Origin of the sequence: Zoogloea sp., from assembly GCF_041914405.1 — a bacterium.
Lineage (GTDB): Bacteria > Pseudomonadota > Gammaproteobacteria > Burkholderiales > Rhodocyclaceae > Zoogloea.
Window position 1 is genome coordinate 18,822 of record NZ_JAYSDK010000035.1, and the last position, 21,782, is coordinate 40,603.

General features: G+C 67.9%; 15 protein-coding genes. 6 read left to right on the forward strand and 9 right to left on the reverse strand.

Translation table 11 applies throughout. The features are described from left to right. Positions 1 to 4 precede the first annotated feature (4 nt). The 3 genes from ACE3RX_RS18645 to ACE3RX_RS18655 form a co-directional block, all read right to left on the reverse strand. Complete coding sequence (locus ACE3RX_RS18645) at positions 5 to 1,507, reverse strand: aldehyde dehydrogenase family protein (RefSeq protein ID WP_374486468.1); 1,503 nt, start codon at positions 1,505 to 1,507, stop codon at positions 5 to 7. 31 nt (positions 1,508 to 1,538) lie between these two features. After that, on the reverse strand, positions 1,539 to 2,402 hold the full coding sequence (locus tag ACE3RX_RS18650) for a transporter (protein WP_374486469.1): 864 nt from the start codon (positions 2,400 to 2,402) through the stop codon (positions 1,539 to 1,541). Positions 2,403 to 2,532: 130 nt separating this feature from the next. Beyond that, positions 2,533 to 4,671, reverse strand: a complete 2,139-nt coding sequence (locus tag ACE3RX_RS18655; RefSeq protein ID WP_374486470.1) for a PQQ-dependent dehydrogenase, methanol/ethanol family — start codon at positions 4,669 to 4,671, stop codon at positions 2,533 to 2,535. 266 nt (positions 4,672 to 4,937) lie between these two features. Here ACE3RX_RS18655 and ACE3RX_RS18660 point away from each other — a divergent pair, with 266 nt between their 5' ends. Next, entirely contained in the window at positions 4,938 to 6,893 is a 1,956-nt protein-coding gene (locus ACE3RX_RS18660) for a sigma-54-dependent Fis family transcriptional regulator (RefSeq protein WP_374486471.1), read from the forward strand. Here ACE3RX_RS18660 and ACE3RX_RS18665 read toward each other — a convergent pair. Then, positions 6,890 to 8,500 (reverse strand): methyl-accepting chemotaxis protein, encoded by a 1,611-nt coding sequence (locus ACE3RX_RS18665; protein ID WP_374486472.1) that lies wholly within the window; start codon positions 8,498 to 8,500, stop codon positions 6,890 to 6,892. The genes ACE3RX_RS18660 and ACE3RX_RS18665 overlap by 4 nt on opposite strands. Positions 8,501 to 8,713: 213 nt before the next feature. Here ACE3RX_RS18665 and ACE3RX_RS18670 point away from each other — a divergent pair, with 213 nt between their 5' ends. Beyond that, positions 8,714 to 9,574, forward strand: a complete 861-nt coding sequence (locus ACE3RX_RS18670; protein ID WP_374486473.1) for a fused MFS/spermidine synthase — start codon at positions 8,714 to 8,716, stop codon at positions 9,572 to 9,574. Positions 9,575 to 9,756: 182 nt separating this feature from the next. Here ACE3RX_RS18670 and fdhD read toward each other — a convergent pair whose 3' ends face one another. Together fdhD and ACE3RX_RS18680 are read right to left on the reverse strand one after the other, a co-directional pair. Beyond that, positions 9,757 to 10,599, reverse strand: coding sequence for a formate dehydrogenase accessory sulfurtransferase FdhD (gene fdhD, locus ACE3RX_RS18675; protein WP_374486474.1), 843 nt, complete (start codon positions 10,597 to 10,599; stop codon positions 9,757 to 9,759). Between the two features lie 61 nt (positions 10,600 to 10,660). Beyond that, positions 10,661 to 12,508, reverse strand: coding sequence for a diguanylate cyclase domain-containing protein (locus ACE3RX_RS18680; RefSeq protein WP_374486475.1), 1,848 nt, complete (start codon positions 12,506 to 12,508; stop codon positions 10,661 to 10,663). Between the two features lie 209 nt (positions 12,509 to 12,717). Between ACE3RX_RS18680 and gluQRS the strand changes: the two genes are divergently transcribed. The 3 genes from gluQRS (at position 12,718) to ACE3RX_RS18695 (ending at position 15,289) form a co-directional block, all read left to right on the forward strand. Next, positions 12,718 to 13,644: a tRNA glutamyl-Q(34) synthetase GluQRS gene (gluQRS, locus tag ACE3RX_RS18685; RefSeq protein WP_374486476.1), complete on the forward strand. Its 927-nt coding sequence runs from the start codon at positions 12,718 to 12,720 to the stop codon at positions 13,642 to 13,644. A gap of 137 nt (positions 13,645 to 13,781) precedes the next feature. Next, positions 13,782 to 14,378 carry a glutathione peroxidase gene (locus ACE3RX_RS18690; protein WP_374486477.1) on the forward strand — a complete coding sequence of 199 codons (597 nt, stop codon included), beginning with the start codon at positions 13,782 to 13,784 and terminating at the stop codon, positions 14,376 to 14,378. Positions 14,379 to 14,503: 125 nt separating this feature from the next. Next, on the forward strand, positions 14,504 to 15,289 hold the full coding sequence (locus tag ACE3RX_RS18695) for an SDR family NAD(P)-dependent oxidoreductase (RefSeq protein ID WP_374486478.1): 786 nt from the start codon (positions 14,504 to 14,506) through the stop codon (positions 15,287 to 15,289). 9 nt (positions 15,290 to 15,298) lie between these two features. On the opposite strand, the gene ACE3RX_RS18700 is transcribed toward ACE3RX_RS18695, so the two are convergent. Continuing rightward, entirely contained in the window at positions 15,299 to 17,170 is a 1,872-nt protein-coding gene (locus ACE3RX_RS18700; RefSeq protein ID WP_374486479.1) for a potassium transporter Kup, read from the reverse strand. A 295-nt stretch (positions 17,171 to 17,465) separates the two neighbouring features. Here ACE3RX_RS18700 and ACE3RX_RS18705 point away from each other — a divergent pair, with 295 nt between their 5' ends. Beyond that, the gene (locus ACE3RX_RS18705; protein ID WP_374486480.1) at positions 17,466 to 18,812 is read left to right on the forward strand and encodes a citrate transporter; all 1,347 of its coding nucleotides are present in this window, start codon (positions 17,466 to 17,468) and stop codon (positions 18,810 to 18,812) included. Positions 18,813 to 18,966: 154 nt separating this feature from the next. Here ACE3RX_RS18705 and ACE3RX_RS18710 read toward each other — a convergent pair whose 3' ends face one another. Both ACE3RX_RS18710 and ACE3RX_RS18715 read right to left on the reverse strand, forming a co-directional pair. Next, positions 18,967 to 19,731, reverse strand: coding sequence for a tetratricopeptide repeat protein (locus ACE3RX_RS18710; RefSeq protein WP_374486481.1), 765 nt, complete (start codon positions 19,729 to 19,731; stop codon positions 18,967 to 18,969). Then, positions 19,709 to 21,748 (reverse strand): bifunctional 2',3'-cyclic-nucleotide 2'-phosphodiesterase/3'-nucleotidase, encoded by a 2,040-nt coding sequence (locus ACE3RX_RS18715; RefSeq protein WP_374486482.1) that lies wholly within the window; start codon positions 21,746 to 21,748, stop codon positions 19,709 to 19,711. The genes ACE3RX_RS18710 and ACE3RX_RS18715 overlap by 23 nt, the downstream gene beginning before the upstream one ends. Between the last annotated feature and the right edge of the window lie 34 nt (positions 21,749 to 21,782).

Genomic DNA, 21,782 nt, shown 5'->3' on the forward strand with positions numbered 1-21,782 from the left:
GTCTTTACAGCATCATGATCACCGACTTCGGCTCGGTGTACAGCTCCAGCGCCGAGCGGCCGGCCTCGCGGCCGATGCCGGACTGCTTGAAGCCACCGAAGGGCATCACGCTCTCGATGATGTTGTGGCAGTTCACCCACACGGTGCCGGCCTGGATCTTGGGGATCAGGCGGTGCACGCGTGCCAGGTCGTTGGACCAGATGCTGGCGGCGAGCCCGTAGGGCGTGTCGTTGGCGCGGCGGGCGATGTCGTCCAGGTCCTCGAAGGGCTGGGCGACGACCACCGGGCCGAAGATCTCCTCGCGTACCACCCGCATGTCCTCGCGCACGTCCACCAGCACGGTGGGCTTCACGAAGCAGCCCGGGCCGTCGCCGCCCGCCCCGCCGGCCGCTGCGCGGGCACCTTCCGACAGGCCGCTGCGCACGTAGTCGAGCACGCGGTGCTGCTGCACCTTGGAAACCAGCGGACCGATCTGCGTGCTGGGGTCGATGCCGGGGCCGATCTTCATGCTGTCGGCGATGCCGGCGAGCTGTTCCACCACCGCGTCGAAGCGGCTGCGATGCACGTACAGGCGCGAGCCGGCGGTGCACACCTGGCCCTGGTTGAAGAAGATGGCCTGGGCGGCACCGGCTGCGGCGACCGCCGGATCGACGTCGTCGAGGACGATCACAGGGCTCTTGCCGCCCAGCTCCAGCGACACGCGGGTCATGTTCTCCATCGCCGCCTTGCCGACCAGCTTGCCGACTTCCGTTGAGCCGGTGAAGGCCACCTTGTTGATGCCGGGGTGGGAGGCCAGCGCAGCGCCGGCGGTATGACCGAGGCCGGTGACCACGTTGAGCACGCCGGCCGGGTAGCCGGCTTCAACGGCCAGCTCGCCGAGGCGCAGGGCGGTCAGCGGGGTGTCCTCGGCGGGCTTGAGGATCATCGTGCAGCCCGCGGCCAGCGCCGGGGCGACTTTCCACACCGCCATCAGCAGCGGGAAGTTCCACGGGATGATCGCGCCGACCACGCCCACCGGCTCGCGGCGGGTGAAGCCGAAGAACTCCCGGTCGCGTACCAGCGGGGCCGACAGCTCCATCGTCGCGCCTTCGAGCTTGGTGGCCCAGCCGGCCATGTAGCGGATGAAATCCACCGACAGGGCCACGTCCACGTGGCGGGCCATCGTCACCGGCTTGCCGTTGTCGAGGGCTTCCAGCTCGGCGAACTCCTGGGCGTTGGCTTCCAGCAGGTCGGCCAGCCGGAGCAGCAGGCGCTCCCGGTCCACCGGGCGGTGGCGCGGCCATTCGCCGGACTCGAAGGCGCGGCGGGCGGCCTGCACGGCGCGCTCGATGTCGGCGGACTCGCCAGCCGGCACGTGGCAGAAGGCCTCGCCGCTGGCCGGGTCGATGACCGGTAGCGTGGCGCCGGACAGGGCGTCCACCCACTCGCCGCCAATCAACATCTGGCGCGGTGCGGCGAGGAAGGCGGCGGTGGCGGGGGTCAGTTCGATTCCATGGAAACGGTTCATGTCTCGTGTCTCCTGATGGTTGGCGGGGCGATCAATAGACGTACAGCACGCGAGCCTGGAGGGCGCTGGTCTTGGGGCCTTCCTCGACCTTCAGGTCTTGCGCGTACTGGAGCTGGACCTGCCACTGCTTGTCGATGAAGGACGCCCAGGTGAGCATCGCGGTGCCATTGTTCTTGGCGCCGGCCAGCTCGACGCCGTCGAGCTTCTCCTTGGCGCCCCAGGCGTGGCGGTAGGTGGCGGCGACGTAGGTGGCGTCACTGAGGTGATAGCGCAGGTGGCCGTGCGCCTGCAGCAGCGGATCCTTCTGGGCCTTGGTGTCACGCTGGTCCTGGTAGAACTCGGTCTCGCCGATCAGATCGAGGGTCCATTTGTCGGACAGCTTGCGGATGTAGCCGACCTGCAGGTCGGTGGCCCAGCGGTTGTTGCTGAGGGCGAAGCCCTGGTTCTTGTCGCCACCGGTGGGGGCGGTGAAGAAGACCGACCAGCCCAGGTGCTCGCCCTTGGCCAGGTCGGCGAGGGTCCATAGCGTGGCGCCGAAGATCACATCGCCGAGGCCGCTGGTCTTGCTGTCGGACAGGCCGATCTTCTGGCTGCCGAAGGGCACGATGATCTGCGGGTCGATGATGTAGTCGCCCAGCTTCATGTAGCGCACGTAACGCAGGATGCCGGCATTGACCGACAGGTCCAGGTTGTCGACGACCTTGTTGCCCTTGCTGTACACCTTGTCACCGCGGGGGAACTGGGCGTAGGCGAGCAGCAGGTTGGTGCCGGCGGGCAGGCCGGTGTAGTCGCCCGGATCGGGGCGCACATCGGCGAAGGCCGGGCTGGCCGACAGGCCGGCGGCGAGGAGGCTGGCGGCGCACAGGCGCAGGGCGAAGCGCTGGGAGGTGGTCATGGTCTTGTCTCCTGGTTGTTATGGTTTGGGTGCTGCGGAATAAAAGGGCCGCGGTCCGCCGGATAGGGGAGGGCTGAGACCGCGGCAAGAGGGAGCTGCTGCTCCGGAGGAGGCGGTATGCGGCGCTGTATCAGGGCTTGGGACGCACGGCGTCGGCGGTGCCCTGGATGAAGGCCTTGATCTTCTCCACATCGGCGGGGCTGAGCTTGCCGGTGAAGTCGGGCATGCCCTTCTTCACGAAGGGGCCGTTGAAGACGAAGTCGGACAGGTTCTCGATGTCCTTGGCCGGCACGTAGCCCAGGTTGGGGACGTTGCCGCCCTTGTCGACGCCGGGCACGCCATGGCAGAACACGCAGTTGCTGACGTAGAGCTTGGTGCCTTCGGGGATGTGGGCCGGGTCGTACTTGACGCCGGAGATCAGCTCGCCGAGGGCATAGGGTTGCGGCTGGGGCAGCGGTGCGCTGCCGCCGAGGGCGAAGGTGTAGACGCGGCCATGGTCCTGCTTGTCGGTGGCGCGCTGCATCAGCCCGAACACGCCGCCCCAGCCCACCGCGATGGACACGTACTGGCGGCCGTCCACCTCGTAGGTGACCGGCGGGGCGATGATGCCGGTGCCGATCGGGGCCTCCCACAGCTTGTCGCCCTTGTCGGCGCTATAGGCCGCGAAGCGCCCGTCGGCGGTGCCGGCGAAGACCAGGTTGCCGGCGGTGGTGAGGGTGCCGCCGTTCCATGGCGAGGCGTATTCCTGCCGCCACACTTCCTTCTGCTTGACCGGGTCCCAGGCGATCAGGCGGCCGAAGGCCTTGCTCTTCGGCGGCTGGGTGTTGATCAGCATGCCGGTGTTCCAGCCGGTACCGGCCTGGGGTTGGCCGGGCTGCTTGTTGTTGTGGGACCAGCTGTTGTCCTCGGCGAGGTTGATCGGCACGTTCTGCACCGGGAAGTAGGCCAGGCCGGTCTTCGGGTTGAAGGACATGGCGTGCCAGTTGTGGCCGCCGAAGGGGCCGGGGACGCTGTCGAAGGCCTCGCGGGAGCGGGCTTCCGGCGTTTCTATTGGACGACCGTTCTTGTCGTAACCGGTGGCCCAGTTCACCTCGGTGAAGGGCTTGGCGGAGATGAACTTGCCGTTGGTCCGGTCGATGACGAAGAAGAAGCCATTCTTCGGCGCGTGCAGGATCACCTTGCGCTTCTTGCCGTCGAGGACGAGGTCGGTGAGGATCATGTCCTGCACCGAGGTGTAGTCCCAGTTGTCGCCCGGCGTCTCCTGGTAATGCCAGACGTATTTGCCGGTGTCCGGGTCGAGGGCGACGATGGAGGCCAGGTAGAGGTTGTCGCCGCCGCCGGGGCTGCGCTTGCGGTGGTTCCACGGCGAGCCGTTGCCGGTGCCCACGTACATCAGGTTGAGTTCCGGGTCGTAGGTCATGCTGTTCCAGGCGGTGCCGCCGCCGCCGTTCAGCCACCACTTGCCGGCCGGGTCCCAGGTCTTGGCGGCCTTGGCCATGGCTTCGTTCTCGAAGGGCTTGGCCGGGTCGCCGGGCACGGTGTACCAGCGCCATTTCTGCTCGCCGGTCTCGGCGTCGTAGGCGGTGAGGTAGCCGCGCACGCCGTATTCGGCGCCGCCGTTGCCGATAATCACCTTGCCCTTGATGACCCGCGGTGCGCCGGTGACGGTGTAGGAGTGACTGCGGTCCTCGATGGTGTCCTTCTCCCACACCGGCTTGCCGGTGGCGGCATCGAGGGCGACCAAGCGGCCGTCGAAGGTGCCGACGAAGACCTTGCCCTTGTACAGCGCCACGCCGCGGTTCACCACGTCGCAGCAGCCCTTGAAGGCCATCTCGCGGGGCACCTTGGGGTCGTAGGTCCACAGCTTCTTGCCAGTGCGTACGTCCACCGCGTGCACCACGCTCCACGAGGCCGACACGTACATGATGCCGTCCACCACCAGTGGGGTAGCCTCGACGCCGCGGGTCGATTCCAGGTTGTAGCTCCACACCAGGCCGAGCTGCTTCACGTTGCTGGCGTTGATCTCGGTGAGCTTGCTGTGGCGGGTCTCGGCGTAGTCGAGGCCGTAGGTCGGCCAGTCGCGGCTCGTCGCCGTGTTGGCGCGGACGGTCTTTTCGTCCACCCGGGCGGTGGCGGCGGCGATGTGCTCGCGGGAGGTTCTGGCAGGCTCGGCGAAGCTGGTGCTGGCGGATAGGCTGAAGGTGGCCAGCAAGGCCAGCGCAAGTCGCTTTTCCAGCCGCCGGCGGGGGGCGTGAGCGTGAGGGTGCATCGTGTCTCCTGATTGACTTCGTTTGTTGAAGTTCTTTACTGTGGAACGCGCTTCCGCGGGATCGCGGAGCGGACTCCCGGTGGCGCACAGATCGGTTTGCAGCATCCGTGCCGACTCCGGAGAAAACGTAAAAATCACAATGAATCAGGCCTTTGCAGCCGCCAAGGGAGCGCCCGGCGAAAACGCCGGGAAGGGCGGTTGACTTGAAACGAGCCACCCCGGCGTTGCCGGTTGACTCGTTACTGGCCGCAACGAGGAGACACCCGATGGGAGAGCTGCTGGCAGCTTTCGAGGCGCGCGTGCAACGGGCCCGGCGCGATTTCTTCGACGAGGGACGGGTACCGACCGGGCTGGTTCCGGATGCGGTGATCCGCTCCTGGGAACGTTCGCGCGGACAGGGCTTGGCGGCCGCCGACCGGCGCGTGTTCAGCCCGATCTCCCGCCAGCAGGTGGCCTGGATCGAGGAACGCAACCGCCGCCTGGTGGAACACGCGCTGCCGGAGATGGAGAAGCTGCGCGCGGCGCTGTCCCGGGGCGGTTGGGGCATCGTGTGCACGGACGCTGACGGGGTGGTGGTAAAGGCCTTGTACGGCACCGGCAGTGCCTACCGGGACATGGACCGGATCTTCGAGCTGGGCCGGCCGATCGGCGAGGCGAGCATCGGCACCAGTGGCCCCGGCTGCGCGCTGGTGGACCGCCAGCCGGTGGTGGTGCGTGCGGCGGAGCATTTCCTGGACGAGATCCGTGGCTTCTCCTGCGCGTCGGTGCCGATTTTCGATCCGGCCGGCGAGCTGGCCGGCGTACTCGACGCCACCCGCTACTGCAACGGCGGGCCCGTGACGGTGCTGGAGCCGCTGGCGATCGCCGCGAGGGCGGTGGAGAACCGCATGCTGGCCGGGCTCGGTGCGGCGCTGACGATGGGTTTCCACTACCGTCCGGACCTGCTTGGCACGCCGCTGGAAGGCGTGATCGCCTTTGCTGAGACCGGGCAGGTCCTGGGCGCCAACGGGGCGGCCCGCCAGTTGCTGGAGCTGGCGGCGGAGGGGCAGGCCGGCATGGATTTCGAGCGCCTCTTCGACTGCCCGCCGGAGACTTTTGTCCAGGCCTTGTCGGGTCGCCTGACCCAGGGCGTGGTGTGGAGCGATGGCGGCCTGCGCTTCGAGGCTCGTTTCGAGGCGGCCCGCAAGGGCTCGTTGCTGGCTTGCCTGGGAGAGGCGGCGCGCACCGCGCAGCGGGCCGGGACTCCGCCCGCCATGCCCGCCGCTGCGCTGCCAGCGGCAGAGCCCAGCGAGGTGGACGGGGTTGCCGAGCGGGCCCTGCAGGTGGCCCGGCGGGCTTTCCAGCGGGACATCCCGGTGCTCATCAACGGCGAAACAGGGACCGGCAAGGAGGTGCTGGCGCGCCACCTGCACGAGGGCAGCGAGCGCGCGGGCGGGCCGTTCGTGGCGATCAACTGCTCATCCCTGCCGGCCGGCCTCATCGAATCGGAGTTTTTCGGCTACGAGGATGGCGCTTTCACCGGCGGCCGGCGGGGTGGCGCGCCCGGCAAGTTCGAGCTGGCGCGGGGCGGTACGCTGTTTCTCGACGAGATCGGCGACATGCCGCTGGAACTGCAGGGGCGTCTGCTGCGGGTGCTGCAGGAGCGCAGCTTCACGCGCCTGGGTGGGGCGAGGCTGATCGCCTTCGAGGCGCGCATCGTCGCCGCGACCCATCGCAGCCTGGATGAGCTGGTGGCGACGGGGCGCTTCCGGGAGGATCTGTATTACCGCATCAAGGGTGTGCGGGTCAGCCTGCCGGCCCTGCGTGAGCGCGCCGACCGGGAGGCCCTGCTGGAGCGCCTGCTGCGCCGCGAGGCTGGTGACGGACCCTGTCCGCCGCTAACGCCGGAAGCCCGCAAGCTGCTGCTGGCCTACCGCTGGCCGGGCAACATCCGCCAGCTTGGCCACGTGCTGCGCCTGGCTCTGACTCTGGCGGACGGCGAGGCGCAGATCGGCGTGCAGCATCTGCCCGAGGATGTCTTCGAAGACACCGGCCGGCCGCTTGTTGCCGCGGGTGGCTCCACCCAGGAGGGGGCGGGGTCCCTGCGCGACGTGGAACTGGATGCGGTGCGTGCGGCGATGGAGAAATGTGGCGGCAATGTGTCGGCCGCCGCCCGCTGCCTGGGTGTGGCGCGGGCGACCCTGTACCGCAAGCTGCGCCTGCTGGAGGCCTCGGGCGCTTAGACCCGGAAGCGGGCCACGCTGCTGCGCAGCTGGTCCGCGACATTGGTCAGGCGGCCCGCGGTGTCGGCGGAGGAGGCCGCTGCGGCGGCGTTCTCTTCGGACATCTGGGCGATGTGCTCGACGTTGCGGGCCAGCTCGGTGGAGGCGCCGCGCTGTTCGTTGAGGGCGTCGGAAATGCTCTCGATGGCGCCCTGCATGGTCTGCGTGGAGGCCTGGATCTCTCCCATCGACTCGCCGGCCGTGCGTGCGCTGACGACCACTTCGCTGACCAGCGTGCGGCTGGACTGCATGCTGCTCACCGCATCCACGGCGCCCTGCTGGATCGCCCCGACGACCTGGCTGATCTCCTGCACCGAGCTTGTCGTGCGTTCGGCCAGCTTGCGCACTTCGTCGGCCACCACCGCGAAGCCGCGCCCCTGCTCGCCGGCGCGGGCGGCCTCGATGGCGGCGTTGAGGGCCAGCAGGTTGGTCTGGTCGGCGACCTCGCGGATCACCACGGTGATGCGGTCGATCTGCTGGACTTGCTCGGACAGGGCCTGGATGCGTTCGGCGGTGGCGTCCACCTGGTTGGCCACCTGGCCGATGCGCTGGGCGGCATCCTCCACGCCGCGGGCACCGATGGCCGCCTTGTTGCCCGCGTCCTCGGCCTGGCGGCTGGCGTCGTCGGCGCTCGAGCCCACGTGGTCGATGCTCACCGTCAGCTCTTCCACCGCGGCGGCGGCGGCGGCCGTCGAGCTGGATTGCTGGTTCGAACTCTGGGAGACCTGCTGGGCGGTGCTGGACAGCTGGGCGGCGGAGCTCGCCACGCTCTCGGAGCTGGAGATGATCTCGCGGATCGTCTGGGCCAGATCCTGGCGCATGGATTGGAGTGCCTCCAGCAGCTTGCCGATCTCGTCCCGCGGGCCATGGCTGTCGTTGCCGGCGGTGAAGTCGCCGGCGGCGATGCGTCCGGCGATCCGGTTGGCGTCGGACAGGCGCTGCTTGAGGTAGCGGGTCGTCGTCACGCTGATGACACCCTGCAGGATGGCCGCGATGATGAGCACCGCGATGGCGGTGGTGCTCGCCCGCTCCTTGATCTGGCGGGCCTCTGCGGTGGCCTGTTCGCCGAGTTCCTTGTTGAACTTGAAGTGTTCGTCGAGCTGGCTCTCGAACTTGCGGGCCAGCGGCACGTGCTTGAGCAGGTGTTCCCGGGCTTCAGCCTTGCGTTGGCTGCGGGACAGGGCAAGGGTTTCGTCGAGCAGCTTGTCGAATTCGACGAGGCTGGCTCTTTCGGCCTCCAGGTATTGGCGATCCTGGGCATTGGCGATCAGACTTTCATAATCCTTGAGCGCCTTCTGCGTATTGGCCTGGGCCTCGCGGATCGTCTTTTCGGTGGCCTCCATCTGCCCCGGGTCGTCCTGCATCACGTGGCGGTCGGCGCGCAGCCGGGTGCGGCTGTACCACAGGCGTGCATCGCTGAGCTGGATGAGGCTCGGGATCACGTTGGCACTGGCCTGGCTGGTGGTCTCGAAGACCTTGTCCGTCTCGTGGTAGTTCACCGCGGTCAGCACGATCAGGCCGAGGATCGCGCACCCCACCAGTAATTGCAGGCGTTGAAGTATGGACATCGTGCGTCTCCCTCTGGTCTATCTGTTTGTGTGGTTTCCGCCGCGGCGAAAATCCTGTTGGAGTAAATACGGCGCCGCTGGAAATTACTTTAGGTGCATGAAGTCGTGCGTGAAGACTGGCTCTGCGCGCGTGCCGCGGCCATAGGTTGGCGGACGGTCGTACAATTCAGGGCCGTTTCACTGCGCTGCCGGCCCTGCCGGCGCCTTGCCCCGATGTCCCGTGCCTCGTCCGTACTCGTCCTGCCGAGTCCTTTCTTCTCCGATTCCGACACCATCCGCTTGCTCGAGCCGGCGGACTGCGACACCCAATGGGTGCTGCGCCAGGTGGTATCCGGCGCCTACGATAAGCCTTTCGTCATCGACGACGGTACCACGCGGACCCTGCACTTCTCCCTGTCGCTGATCCAGAGCACGATGAGCCTGAAGGACCCCTTCGCGCTGGAGTTGGACTACACCCAGGCGATGATGAGCTTTCTGCTGTTTCTGCCGCGCCCGCGCCAGATGCTGATGCTGGGTCTCGGCGGCGGTTCGCTGGCCAAGTTCTGCTACCGGCATGTCGGCTCGGCGAAGATTGCCGTGGTGGAGATCGACCCGTATGTGATCGCCTTCCGCGACCAGTTCGAGCTGCCGCCGGACGACGGGCGCCTGCAGGTCATCGAAGGGGATGGCGCCGACCACGTGCTGCGCAGCGCCGACTGGGAGGAGCGGCCGGACGTGATCATGATGGACGCCTTCGACCGTCATGGCCTCTCCGGTTCAGTGAGTTCGACGCAGTTCTACCAGAGCGTGCATGACGCGCTGGCCGGACGTGGCGTGATGGTGGCCAACCTGGCCGGCGACAAGGCCGACCGGGAGGACCACCTGGCGATGATCGCCGAGGTCTTTGACGACCGCTTGCTGACGATGGCGATCCCTGACGGCAACGACATCGTGCTGGCCTTCCGCGCACCGGGTTTTGCTCCCCGCTGGCGCGATATCGCCAACCAGGCCAAGGCCCTCCGCGCGCGAACCGGCCTCGATTTCCCGAAGTTCGCCGAACGCCTGGAGCGCAGCCGGCGCCTGCGCTACGTCTGAGTCTGCCGGCCTGCATCCGCAGGAGACGTAACCGTTGGTTAAGGCTGTGGGGGTAAAGCTGTGGGGGCGAATTCATTCGCCCCCACAGTATGACAAGCTTTACAGTGCCAAAGCCCAAAGCCCAAAGCCCAAAGCCCAAAGCCCAAAGCCCAAAGCCCAAAGCCCTGACCAAGGTGTGGTCGTTACAGCGTGATGCCTTCCGGGTGGCTGTAGACGACCAGGCGCTGGTCACGGGCGAAGCCGGTCAGCGTGACGCCGGTGTCGGTGGCGAGGCGGATGGCCAGTGCGGTGGGGGCCGATACGGCGACCAGGCTGCGGATGCCGAGGGCGGCGACTTTCTGCACCATTTCATAGCTGGCCCGGCTGGACACCAACACGAAGCCGTCTTCCACCGCCTGCTCCTGACGGGCCAGGTGGCCGAGCAGCTTGTCGAGGGCGTTGTGGCGGCCGACATCTTCCCGCAATGCCCGGATGTGGCCGTCCCTGTCGATCCAGGCCGCCGCATGGACGGCCCCGGTGGTGTGGCGCAGGCGCTGCCAGGTGGGGAGTTCGGCCAGGCCGTGGCCGATGGCCGCGGCGGAAATGGGCTGGCCGGCCGGTACTGGCGCAAGGGGCCGGGCGAGGGCATCGAGGCTTTCCAGTCCGCACAGGCCGCAGCCGGTGCGACCGGCCAGGTTGCGACGGCGCTCCTTGAGGGCCATGAAGCGCTGGGTGGCGATTTCCAGGCGCAGCTCAATGCCCCGCGGATGGGGGTGCTGTTCGCAGTCGTAGAGCTCGCCGCGGCTGGCGAGGATGCCCTCGCTGAGGCTGAAGCCGAGGGCCAGGTCGTCCAGGTCGGACGGTGTGGCGAGCAGCACTGCGTGGGAGATGCCGTTGAAGACCAGCGCGACCGGCACTTCCTCGATGACTTCGTCGACATCCGTCTGGGCCTGGTCGCCCGCCACGCGCAGGACCGTCGCCTGTCGGGTGGCGGGCCAGCTGTGTTCGCCGTCGGCGGCGGGGAGGGGGCAGGAGAATTGGTTCATCGGCAGGGCTGCAGGCGGGCTTGGCCCCATTGTAGCGGCCGGCGCGGTGGCAGGGCCTGTTTCAGCCATACGCGATGCGCGGGCCGCCCTGGCGGCGGGCCTGCAGGGCACGGGCGTCGGCCAGTTCCAGCAGGCCATCGGCGCCGTCGGCGTCGTGGGGAAAGATGGTGATGCCGATATGCGTACCGAGCAGGGTGTAGGGGGCCTCGTCGCCGAAGGGCCGGTCGAGGGCGGCCAGGACCTTGTTGGCGACTTGTTCCGCATCTGCCGGGCGTTCCAGTTCAGCGAGCAGGATCACGAAGTCGTTGTCGTCCAGGCGAGCCACGGTATCGCAGGCTCGTACGCAGGTGCGCAGGCGGCTGGCCGTATCGAGCAGTTGCCGGTCGCCGGCGGCCTGCCCGTCGAACTCGTTCGCCCCCTTGAAGTCGTTGAGATCCACCAGGATCACGCCCACCTGAGTGTGCTGGCGGCGGGCGCGGGCGATCGCCTGGTGGAGCCGGTCGGTGAGCAGGCGCCGGTTCGGCAGGCCGGTCAATGCGTCGTGGTAGGCCAGTTGGCGGACCCGCTCGTTGCCGCGCACCTGTTCGGTGACGTCCAGTGCGACGCCGTGGTGGCCGATGAAGGCGCCGTCTTCATTGACGCGGGGTACGCCGCAGATGTTGAGCCAGCGGGGCTGGCGTTCACCGTCCGGCACCTCGAGGAGCAGGTTGCGGAAGCCGTGGCGGCTCTCGAAGGCGCGCAGGGTGGCGGCCTGACCCGCTGGTACGCCGTCGGCCCGGTGGAAGTGCCACCAGTGGCGGCCGATGCTGTCGGCCAGGTGGTTGTCGTCGGCACCGTGACGGGTGATGCGGGTCAGGCGGTGCTGGGTGTCGGTCTGCCAGTACCAGTCGGCGCTGTGCCCCAGCAGGTCATGGAGTTGGGCGCTGGCCAGTTGCTGGCGGGCAGTGGCGCCGACCCGTTCGCTGATGTCGCTGACGACCCACACCACCTGCAGCGGTGCGAGGCCCGGATTGACGGCCTGGGCGGCGATGTCGGCCCAGAAGACGCTGCCGTCGCCGCGGCGCAGGCGCACGGATTCCCGGTAGGCCTGGCCGCGAAGGAAGGCATCTGCGGCGGCGCGGGCGTGGCGCCGCCATTCGCTGCAGTCGGCCAGCCAGGCGGCCAGGCGGCGGCCGGCGATGTTGCCGGGGCCGTCGTGGATGAGTTCGGCAAAGCGCTGGTTGCTGCGCAGGACACGGTTGCCGTGGGACAGCACGATCGCCTCACTGGCATGGTCGAGCATGGTCTGGTGCTGGCGCCAGGCGTCGCCGCCGTGCCCCGGGGCCGCCTGCAGGCGGCTGTTCAGCAGGTCGTTGATGGTGACGGCGAGCAAGGCCAGGACGCCCAGCCACAGGCCCGCCAGGGGCAGCGCCGGCGGCGGGCTGGCGAGGGTCTGGATGAACAGCGGAAGCAGCGTGCTAAAAGTGAACACCGCGTAGGTGCCGCGGCTGCCCGCCAGCACGCCGGCGCCGCCGACGACCACTCCGCCGAGGATCAGGAACAGGGTCAGCTGGGCGTGGGGGCTGGATTCGTAGGGGCCAAGCAGGGCCAGCGCGCCCCAGGCGGCGCCGGCCAGCAGGGTGCCGGCGCTGGCGAGGTAACCGCGCAGTGCGGTGTCGTCGGCCGTGGCTCGGGGGATCCTCCAGCGCAGGGGCTGGGTGGCCAGCATCAGCTGGATGCCGGCGGTGCCCAGCCACCAGGCGAGCAGGGGGTAGGGCTGGGACAGCTGCGGCCACAGGGCGGCGGCGCCCAGCAGGCAGGCCAGCTGGGCGATGAAATGGACGCGGAAGCGGGCTCCGTCGCGCCGGCTGTTGTCGGCCGGCGGCAGGACCAGGGCGGGATTGGGGGGAGTGAGGCAGCCTGACTTCATGCGCGGGACGAAAACGTGGCGGTTGCTCTGGAACCTTGGCCTGGCGCGGGCTTCAAGTACCCGCCGGGGGCTGCGACAATGGCGGCCGGTGCTGTCTGTGCCGCAGTCCGGATTATCCCGGCAGTGGACGGCCGGAGGAATATGTCTAAAGTCATAAAATATGCGTGTGGTCTTGAATTTCAGGGCGCTGCGGGCGCGTGGGAGCCAACATGAGCGCTGAGGGGAGGGCCGCGCCGGCTGCGGTGATCGGCCGCTTTGCCCCATCGCCGAGCGGGCCGCTGCATTTCGGCTCCCTGGTGGCGGCGCTCGGCAGCTGCCTGTCAGCACGCAGCCAGGGCGGGCAATGGTTGCTGCGCATCGAAGATGTGGACACGCCGCGCAGCGTGCCTGGTGCGGCGGAGGGCATCCTGCGCACGCTGGAGCGCTTTGGTTTCGAATGGGATGGGTCGGTGGTCTGGCAGAGCGCCCGCGCCGCTGCCTACCGGGATGCTTTGGCGCGCCTGCAGGCAGCCGGCCGGATCTTCGGCTGCGCGTGTACCCGCAAGGAGATGGCCGATTCGGCGCTGGCCCGGGACGGCACGCGGCGCTATCCCGGCACCTGCCGCGACGGTTTGCCGCCAGGTCGTGCGGCGCGGGCCTATCGCCTGCGGGTGGAGCCCGGCACGCTGAGTTTCGACGACCGCGTGCAGGGCACCATTGCCGAGGACGTCGCGGCCGATGTCGGAGACTTCGTATTGCTGCGCGCCGATGGCCTGTTCGCCTACCAGCTGGCGGTGGTGGTGGATGACGCGGAGGCGGGCGTCACCGAGGTCGTTCGCGGCGCCGACCTGCTCGATTCGACCTGCCGCCAGATCCTGCTGCAGCGCCTGCTCGGCTATCTGGTGCCGGCCTACGCCCATCTGCCTGTAGCCTGTAATGCCGTCGGTGAGAAGCTCTCCAAGCAGACCCTCGCCCGCGCGGTGGACGGGGCCGAGCCGGCCCGTCTGCTGACCGATGTGCTGGACTTCCTCGGCCAGCGCCCGCCGCCAGATCTGGCTGCGTCCGGACTGGCCGCCGTGTGGGCGTGGGCGCGGGAGAACTGGTCGATGGACCGCGTCCCGAGGCAACGCACCCAGCCCGCTCCCGGCTACGCGTAGGGGCCGCACCTTCCGGAATACGGCCCACAGGGGAAGGCGGCCGTGAAGTGGGCGAACTCCAGCCGGGGCCAACGGGTCCACCGGCAGATGGGTGGGAGCAGGTGGCTTCCACCATAACCAGCAGAGTGGAGTCCTGAATGAAGAAAGTTGCATCCTGCATCGTGTCGGCGGCCCTGCTGGGCCTGGCCTTACCCGCTGGGGCAGCGGCACCCACGGCAGCCGCCGCTCCGGGGGCCGCTGCGCAGGCCTGCCCGGCGTTGCTCAACTACACCTTCCCGCGCCTGCAGGACGAGGCACCCCAGTCTTTGTGCCAGTACCAGGGCAAGGTGGTGCTGGTGGTCAACACCGCCAGCTATTGCGGCTTTACCGGCCAGTACGACGGCCTCGAGAAGATGTACGCCAAGTACAGGGAGCAGGGCCTGGTGGTGCTGGGCTTCCCGTCCAACGACTTCGGCGGGCAGGAGCCCGGCAGCAACAAGGAGATCGCCGATTTCTGCCGGCTCACCTATGGGGTCAAGTTCCCGATGCTGGCCAAGTCGGACGTGCTGGGCAGCTCGGCAAATCCCCTCTACAAGCAGCTCGGTTCGCTGACCGGCGAGCGACCAAAGTGGAATTTCCATAAATACCTGATCGACCGCAGCGGCCAGAAGGTGCTCAGCTTTCCGAGCACCACCGCCCCCGACAACAAGACCTTCGTGAGTGCCGTCGAGCGGGCCCTGGCCGAACGCCCCTGAAGGACACGCTTCCCGGCAGCCTCGGCAGGCAAAGGCCGCGGCGATGCGCTACGCTGAGAATGGGCGGCAGCTGAACCGTATTCCGGCCGGTGGCGTGCCGGAGGCTGCGGAAGGCGGGAGGGGCGATGTTGTGGTTCGGTCCTACGAATACGCCAATTACCGACTGGCAGGGCCGGCGCGTCTGGATCGTCGGCGCCTCCAGCGGGATTGGTGCGGCGCTGGCCGTGGAACTGGACCGGCGCGGTGCCCGCCTGGCCCTGTCGGCGCGTAACGCGCCGCGCCTGCGCCAACTGGCCGCGGAGTTGCACGACGCGCTGGTCTTACCCCTTGATGTGACCGACGCCGGCGCCTTTACGCCGGCGATGTTGGACATCCTGGATATCTGGGGGGGCGTCGACGTCGTGATCCTCAGCGCCGGCACTTATGCGCCGCTGCGGGCCTGGGATCTGACCACCGATTCCGCGCGGCACACGGTGCATACCAATCTGCTGGGGGTGATGGACGGCGTCGCCGCGGTGGTGCCGCAGCTGATCCGCCAGCGGGCGGGCGCCATCGCCATCATCGGCGGGGTGGCCGGCTACCGGGGCCTGCCAAGGGCCCTTGCCTACGGGCCCAGCAAGGCGGCCCTGATCAATTTCGCCGAGATCCTGTACCTCGATCTGGCCCCCCGGGGCGTGTCGGTCTTCCTGATCAACCCGGGCTTCGTAGACACGCCGCTGACAGCCAGGAACGACTTCGAGATGCCGGCCCTGATCTCGGCCGACGACGCGGCGCGGCGGATCATCCGCGGTTTTGCCGGCGGTGCCTTCGAGATCCATTTCCCGCACCGTTTCACGCGCATCATGAAGGTCCTGCGCTGGCTGCCGGACCGGGTGTATTTCCAGCTGATCTCCCGGCGCGACCGCCAGTAAGCGGGCCGGTCAGATCACCAGCTGGGTGCCCAGTTCGACGACCCGGTTGTTGGGGATCCTGAAGAAGTCGGTGGCGCTGGTGGCGTTCTTCGACATGAAGGCGAACAGGCGCGCCCGCCACGGGTTGATGCGGCGGCCGAGTACGCTCGGGATGACGGTCTCGCGCGACACGTAGAAGGTCGTCTCCATCATGTCGAAGGATTCGCCGTAGCGCTTGCAGCATTGCAGCGCCTGCGGGACGTCCGGGTCTTCCATGAAGCCGTAGCGGATCACGATGCGCAGGAAGCCCTGGTTCATGCGGTGGAGGTAGATGCGCTCCATCTCGTTCACGTGGGGCGTGTCGGCGGTCTCGACGGTGACCAGGGCGACCCGCTCGTGCAGGATCTGGTTGTGCTTGAGGTTGTGCAGCAGCGCAGCCGGCACGCCTTCCTTGGAGCTGGTCATGAAGACCGCGGTGCCATTCACCCGGTGCACGTCGCACAGGGCGTTGAGAAAGGTCGCCATCGGAATGCCCTGCTTGGCAAGCTCCCGCCGCACCAGCCGGCGGCCGCGCCGCCAGGTCGTCAGCACGGTGAAGGAGACCAGCCCGGCAGCGATCGGGAACCAGCCGCCCTCGGGGATCTTGAGGGCGTTGGCGGCGAAGAAGGCGATGTCCACCGCCAGGAAGGCGCCAGCCACCAGCGCTACCACCAGCGGGTGCCAGCGCCATAGCAGGACCATCACGAAGGCCACCAGCACGGTGTCGATGAGCATCGTCCCGGTGACGGCGATGCCGTAGGCGGCGGCCAGGTTGGAGGAGCTCTTGAAGCCCAGCACCAGCGCCACCACCGCCAGATACAGCGTCCAGTTGGTGAAGGGCACGTAGATCTGGCCAGCCTCGGCACCCGAAGTGTGGACGATCAGCATGCGTGGCAGGAAACCCATCTGCACGGCTTGGCGGGCTACCGAGAAGGCGCCGGAGATCACCGCCTGGGAGGCGATCACCGTCGCCAGCGTGGCCAGGATGACCAGCGGAATCGTCGCCCAGTTGGGACCGAGGTGGAAGAAGGGGCTCTCGATGGCGGCCGGCTCGTTGAGCAGCAGGGCGCCCTGGCCGAAGTAGTTGAGCACCAGTGCCGGCAGCACGAAGCCGAACCAGGCCAGGCGGATCGGGAAGCGGCCAAAATGGCCCATGTCGGTGTACAAGGCCTCGCCGCCGGTCACCGACAGCACGACCGAGCCGAGGGCCAGGAAGGCCAGCGACGGGTGGTGGGTGATGAAGCCGACCGCGTAGGCCGGGTTGAGGGCGGTCAGCACGGCCGGATGGCGGGTGATCTCGAGGATGCCGAGCAGGCCGAGGACCGCGAACCAGCCGATCATCACTGGCCCGAAGAACATGCCGACGGTGCCGGTGCCGCGCTTCTGGATGAAGAACAGCACGGTCAGGATCACCAGGGTCAGCGGCAGAACAAAGCGGGTGAAGTCCGGCGAGACGATCTCCAGCCCTTCCACCGCCGACAGCACCGAGATGGCCGGGGTGATCATGCTGTCGCCGTAGAACAGCGCCGCCGCGAAGATGCCGAGCAGCGAGACGGCCCAAGTCACCACCCGGTTGCGGGAGTTCTCGGTGATCAGCGACAGCAGGGCCAGGGAGCCCCCTTCGCCGCGGTTGTCGGCACGCATGATCACGCTGACGTACTTGACGGTGACCAGCGCCATGATCGACCAGAAGACCAGGGACAGCACGCCGAGGATATTGTCCGGAGTGACCGGGATGGGGTGATGGCCGTTGAAGATTTCCTTCAGTGCATACAAGGGGCTGGTGCCGATGTCGCCGAAGACGACGCCAATGGCGCTGACGACGATGGGGGCGAGGGGCTTGCGGGAGTGTTCCGAGGACACGGCCGTGCTCTTTCTTTGTTGTTGGTCGGGGACCGCCTGGAGCGATCAGAGGCCTATTTTCCGGGTCCGGCGCACCATTTTATTGACCTGCGGCAAGCCTGCTGCGCTGCTCCGGGGGCGTCCGGCCGGCTAAGCCGGGGGGCGGACAGGCTAAACTGTGCGCCTTTCCGGGCCGGTTCGATGGTGTTCGCGTGGAATCGGTGGGAAAAACACGAAATTTTACGAGCCCAGCGTGACTATTGGGAGCGGCTGACCGCGACGGGGCCGGGCTCGCCTTTTGTCCGGGGAAATTTGCATGTTGTCGAATGTTGGAAGCCGCGCCCAGGTTGTGCTGCCGGCGCTGGGGGTGATGGCCTGGTCGGGCGAAGCCCTGGCCGCGATGGGTTCGGGCCCGGCGGTGGCTGGTGTGCCGGTGGATTTCATCCTGTTCGCGCTGACGCTGCTGGGCGTGGCCCTGTTCCACGACCATACGCTGAAGGTCGGGCTGGCGGGGCTGGCGACCATCTCGAGCTACAAGCTGCTGTTCACCGGCTTTGCCGCCGGCGCGGGGGTGGCCGGGTTGCTTGGGCACTTCGTTCACGAATGGGTCACCCTGGCCAATCTGTTCCTGCTGCTGATGGGCTTTGCGCTGCTGGCCCGCCATTTCGAGAAGACCCGCATCCCGGTGATCCTGCCGCGCTACCTGCCGGATGACTGGAAGGGCGGCTTCGTGCTGCTGGTGATGGTCTTCGTGATCTCCAGCTTCCTCGACAACATTGCCGCGGCGCTAATCGGCGGGGCGATGGCCCACTCCCTGTTCCGCGCCCGTGTGCATGTGGGCTACCTGGCGGCCATCGTCGCCGCGTCCAACGCCGGCGGTTCGGGCAGTGTGGTCGGCGACACCACCACCACGATGATGTGGATCGCCGGCGTGAGCCCGCTGGCGGTGCTGGAGGCCTTCGTCGGTGCAGGCCTGGCGCTGCTGCTGTTCGGCATCCCGGCGGCCCGCGTGCAGCAGAAGTATTCGCCGATCCTTCGCCACGTTCATGAGCACACCCACGCCGATTTGCCGCGGGTCGGCATTGTGGTGCTGATCCTGGCGGCGGCAGTGGCCGTCAATGTGGTGGTGAATCTGCATTTCACCGCCCATGCGAATGCCTTCCCCTTCCTCGGCGTGGCCGTGTGGGCGGCGATCCTGTTGAGCGCTGGCATTCGCCGGCCCGACTGGGAGGTCCTGCCGGAGACCCTGAAGGGCACGATCTTCCTGCTGTCACTGGTGAGCTGCGCGTCGATGATGCCGGTCGAGCAGCTGCCCCTGGCATCCTGGCAGACGGCCTTTGGGCTGGGCTTCGTGTCGGCGGTGTTCGACAACATCCCGCTGACCGCGCTGGCGCTCAAGCAGGGCGGTTACGATTGGGGCTTCCTGGCTTACGCGGTGGGCTTCGGTGGCTCGATGCTGTGGTTTGGCTCGTCGGCCGGCGTGGCCTTGTCCAGCATGTATCCGGAAGCCAGGTCGGTGGGCCGCTGGCTGAAGGAGGGCTGGTTCGTCGGGGTCGCTTACGTGGTGGGTTTCGCGGCGCTGCTGCTGCTGGTGGGCTGGCATCCGGAGAGGGCCACGGCGCCAGCGGCGGAAGTGCCGGCGGCCGAGGCTCCGGCTTACTGACTGCGGGCTGGCCTGGGGGCGCGGATCGGCGTCCAGGGGCGAATGAATTCGCCCCTACCCACGGTGAAAATGCCACCGCGTCGTTCGGGAAACCCGCTTGGGGAGCACAGCTCTGTGGGGGCGAATTCATTCGCCCGCCGCCGCTGACGGCGCCTCAGGGCCTGAGCGCCGGATGCTTGAGGGCGTGGGCGGCTTCCATCAGGTAGTGGCGGCCTTCTTCCTCGTCCCGCTCTAGGCCCAGTTCGCCGTTGAGGTAGGCCATCGCCAGCGTCTGGCAGGCTTCCGGGTGATCTTGCTCGGCGGCCGCGGCGTACAGCCGCAGCGCTTCGGCATCGTTGTGGGGAATGCCGTCGCCTTCCCGGTAGGCGTTGGCGAGCAGGAACTGGGCGGCGGCGATGCCGGCGTCGGCGGCCCGGCGCAGCCAGCGGGCCGCTTCGGCGCGATCCGTCTTCACCCCGTAGCCATCGCGCCAGGCAATCCCCAGATAGTAGGCGGCACCGGGGTGGCCGGTCTTGCCGGCTGCCGAGAACCATCCGAAGGCGCGCGCCGCGTCGGCGGAAACACCGGCACCACCGACCGAATACAGTTTCCCGAGCTGGAAAGCGGCATCTGCGTCGCCTTCTTGGGCTGCGCGGCGCAACCACTGCAGTCCTGTCCCGTCGTGGTCGCCGCGGCTCAGCAGGGCCAGGCCCAGCATGCGGCGGGCCTCAGCTGTTCCACCTTCGGCCAGGTTTGTCAGGCGGGCCAGTGCAGCGTCCTGCCGGCCGGGGCCGGCGAGGATCTGCAACTGCGCCAGCTCCGCGTCAGTCGGTGCGGGCGCGCGGCTGGCCCAAGCAATGCCGCCCAGGGCCGCCGCCCCGGCCAGCAGGGCGGCGGCGAGGCGCGGGTGGTGGGGCTTACTTCGAAAGGTCAATCGCATACAGGGCGAGGCTCTTGCCGCTGCCGTCGTCAGCTTGCAGCTGGGTGATGCCGGCCAGGCCGGCGGCCTGGGCGAGGGGCTGCTTGCCGGGCGCCGAGTGGAAGACCACCTGGCCGGCGGTCGTCACCGGCGTGAAGCGCCAGCTGCGGTCCGACCCGTTGGCGGCGCGGGTGATCGCCTTGGCCGTCTTGATGTACTGGATCAGCACGTCGCGGTTGGCGTCCGGCGAGGCGTAGAGGGTCTTGCTGCCGTCCAGTCCCGGGAAGCTGCCGCCGCCGCTGGCCCGGTAGTTGTTGGTGGCGACGATGAACTCCTTGGCCGGGTCGATGGCCACGCCCTTGTACTTGAGGTTGGCGATGCGGCTGCCGACCGGCTTGGTCACGTCGATCTCGTAGCGGATGTCCGGGCTGGTGAACATGTCGAAGTTGTAGCCCGGGAAGCTGCTGACGAGTTCCTGCTGGGTGGTCTTGGCGGGGTCGATCTGGTTGAAGCGCTTGGCCGCGGTTTCCAGCCAGTTCCTGATGTCGGCACCGGTGACCTTCACCGCGTAGAGGGTGTTGGGGTAGAGATAGAGGTCGGCGGCGTTGTTGATGGCCAGGTTGCCCTGCTGCACGTCGGTGTAGTCGGTGCCGCCGGCGAAGCCGCTCTTGAACGGTGCGCTGACCGACAGCACCGGCAGCGCGGCGTACTGGGGCAGGTTGGCGGCCACGTACTTGGCCACGTAGTCGGCCTGGGCCTGGTTCACCAGCTCGATGGCGCCGGGATCGCCGACGTCGGCGAAGTAGCTGGACATTTCGAAGTCGGTGCTGCCGATCGGCGTCTTCACGTAGTCGATGGTGGCCTGATGCTCGGTCGCGATGGCCGCGGCGACGGTCGGGTCGACAGCCACGTAGCTCTTGTCGGCGTTCTGCGTGGAGCGGGCCTGCACGACGGTCTTGGTCTTGTCGATGGTCCAGGTCTTGCCGTCGTAGGTGAGGTCGAACTTGATGACGCCGAGGTGCTTGCCCCAGTAGTTGGCCATCACGGTAGGTACGCCATTCACTGTGCCGGCCACCTTGTCCACGCCGGGCAGATTGAACTGGGACACGGTGCTGGTGGCGTTGGGAAAGATCTGGTGGGAGTGGCCGATCAGCATGGCGTCCACGCCGGCCACCTTGGATAGGTGGTAGCTGCCGTTCTCCATGGTCGGCGAGTAGCTGCTGTCGTCGAGGCCGCCGTGGGAGATCACCACCACCAGGTCGGCGCCCTTGGCGCGCATTTCCGGAATGTACTTCTCTGCGGCTTCCTTGACGCCGACGGTGTAGACCTTGCCGTCCAGCCAGCGCTTGTCCCAGCTCATGATGGTGGGCGGCGTGAAGCCGATGATGCCGACCTTGACGGTACCGCTGACCGGCTTGCCGTCCGGGCCGGTGGCGGTGACGGTCTTGTTGATGATGGCGTAGGGCTGGAAGAGCGGGGCGTTGGATTTGACGCTGTTCACGTTGGCCAGCACCTGCGGGAAGCTCGGGCCCTTGCAGGTCGGCTGGGCGGCCGGGTCGGCCAGGCCGTCTACATTGAAGCGGTTGCCGGTGACCTGGCTCAGGAAGGGCAGGCCGTAGTTGAACTCATGGTTGCCGATGCCACCGCCTTCGAAACCGGCGGCGTTCATCACCTTGTACATGGCCAGCGGCTGGCTACAGGACACCGGATTGACGATGGCCTGGTAGTCGGACAGCGCGGTGCCCTGGATGGTGTCGCCGTTGTCGAGCAGCAGGGTGTTGGGGAATTCCTGGCGGGCCTGGTTGATCAGCGTGGCGGTGCGCTCGAAGCCGAGGGACTTGTCCTCGGCGAGCTTGAAGTAGTCATAGCTGACCACGTTGGTGTGCAGGTCGGTGGTTTCCAGCAGGGCCAGCGTGGCCTTGGTGCCGGTGGGGATGTTCTGGCTGTTGTTATTGCTGCTGCCGCAGCCGTGCAGGACGAGGCTGGCCAGCAGGCAGCCGGCGGCCAGCTCGAGGCGGGAATAGGTCGTGGAAGGCATGGAACACCAGGCGGGCGAAGGAAAGCCAGGGAGG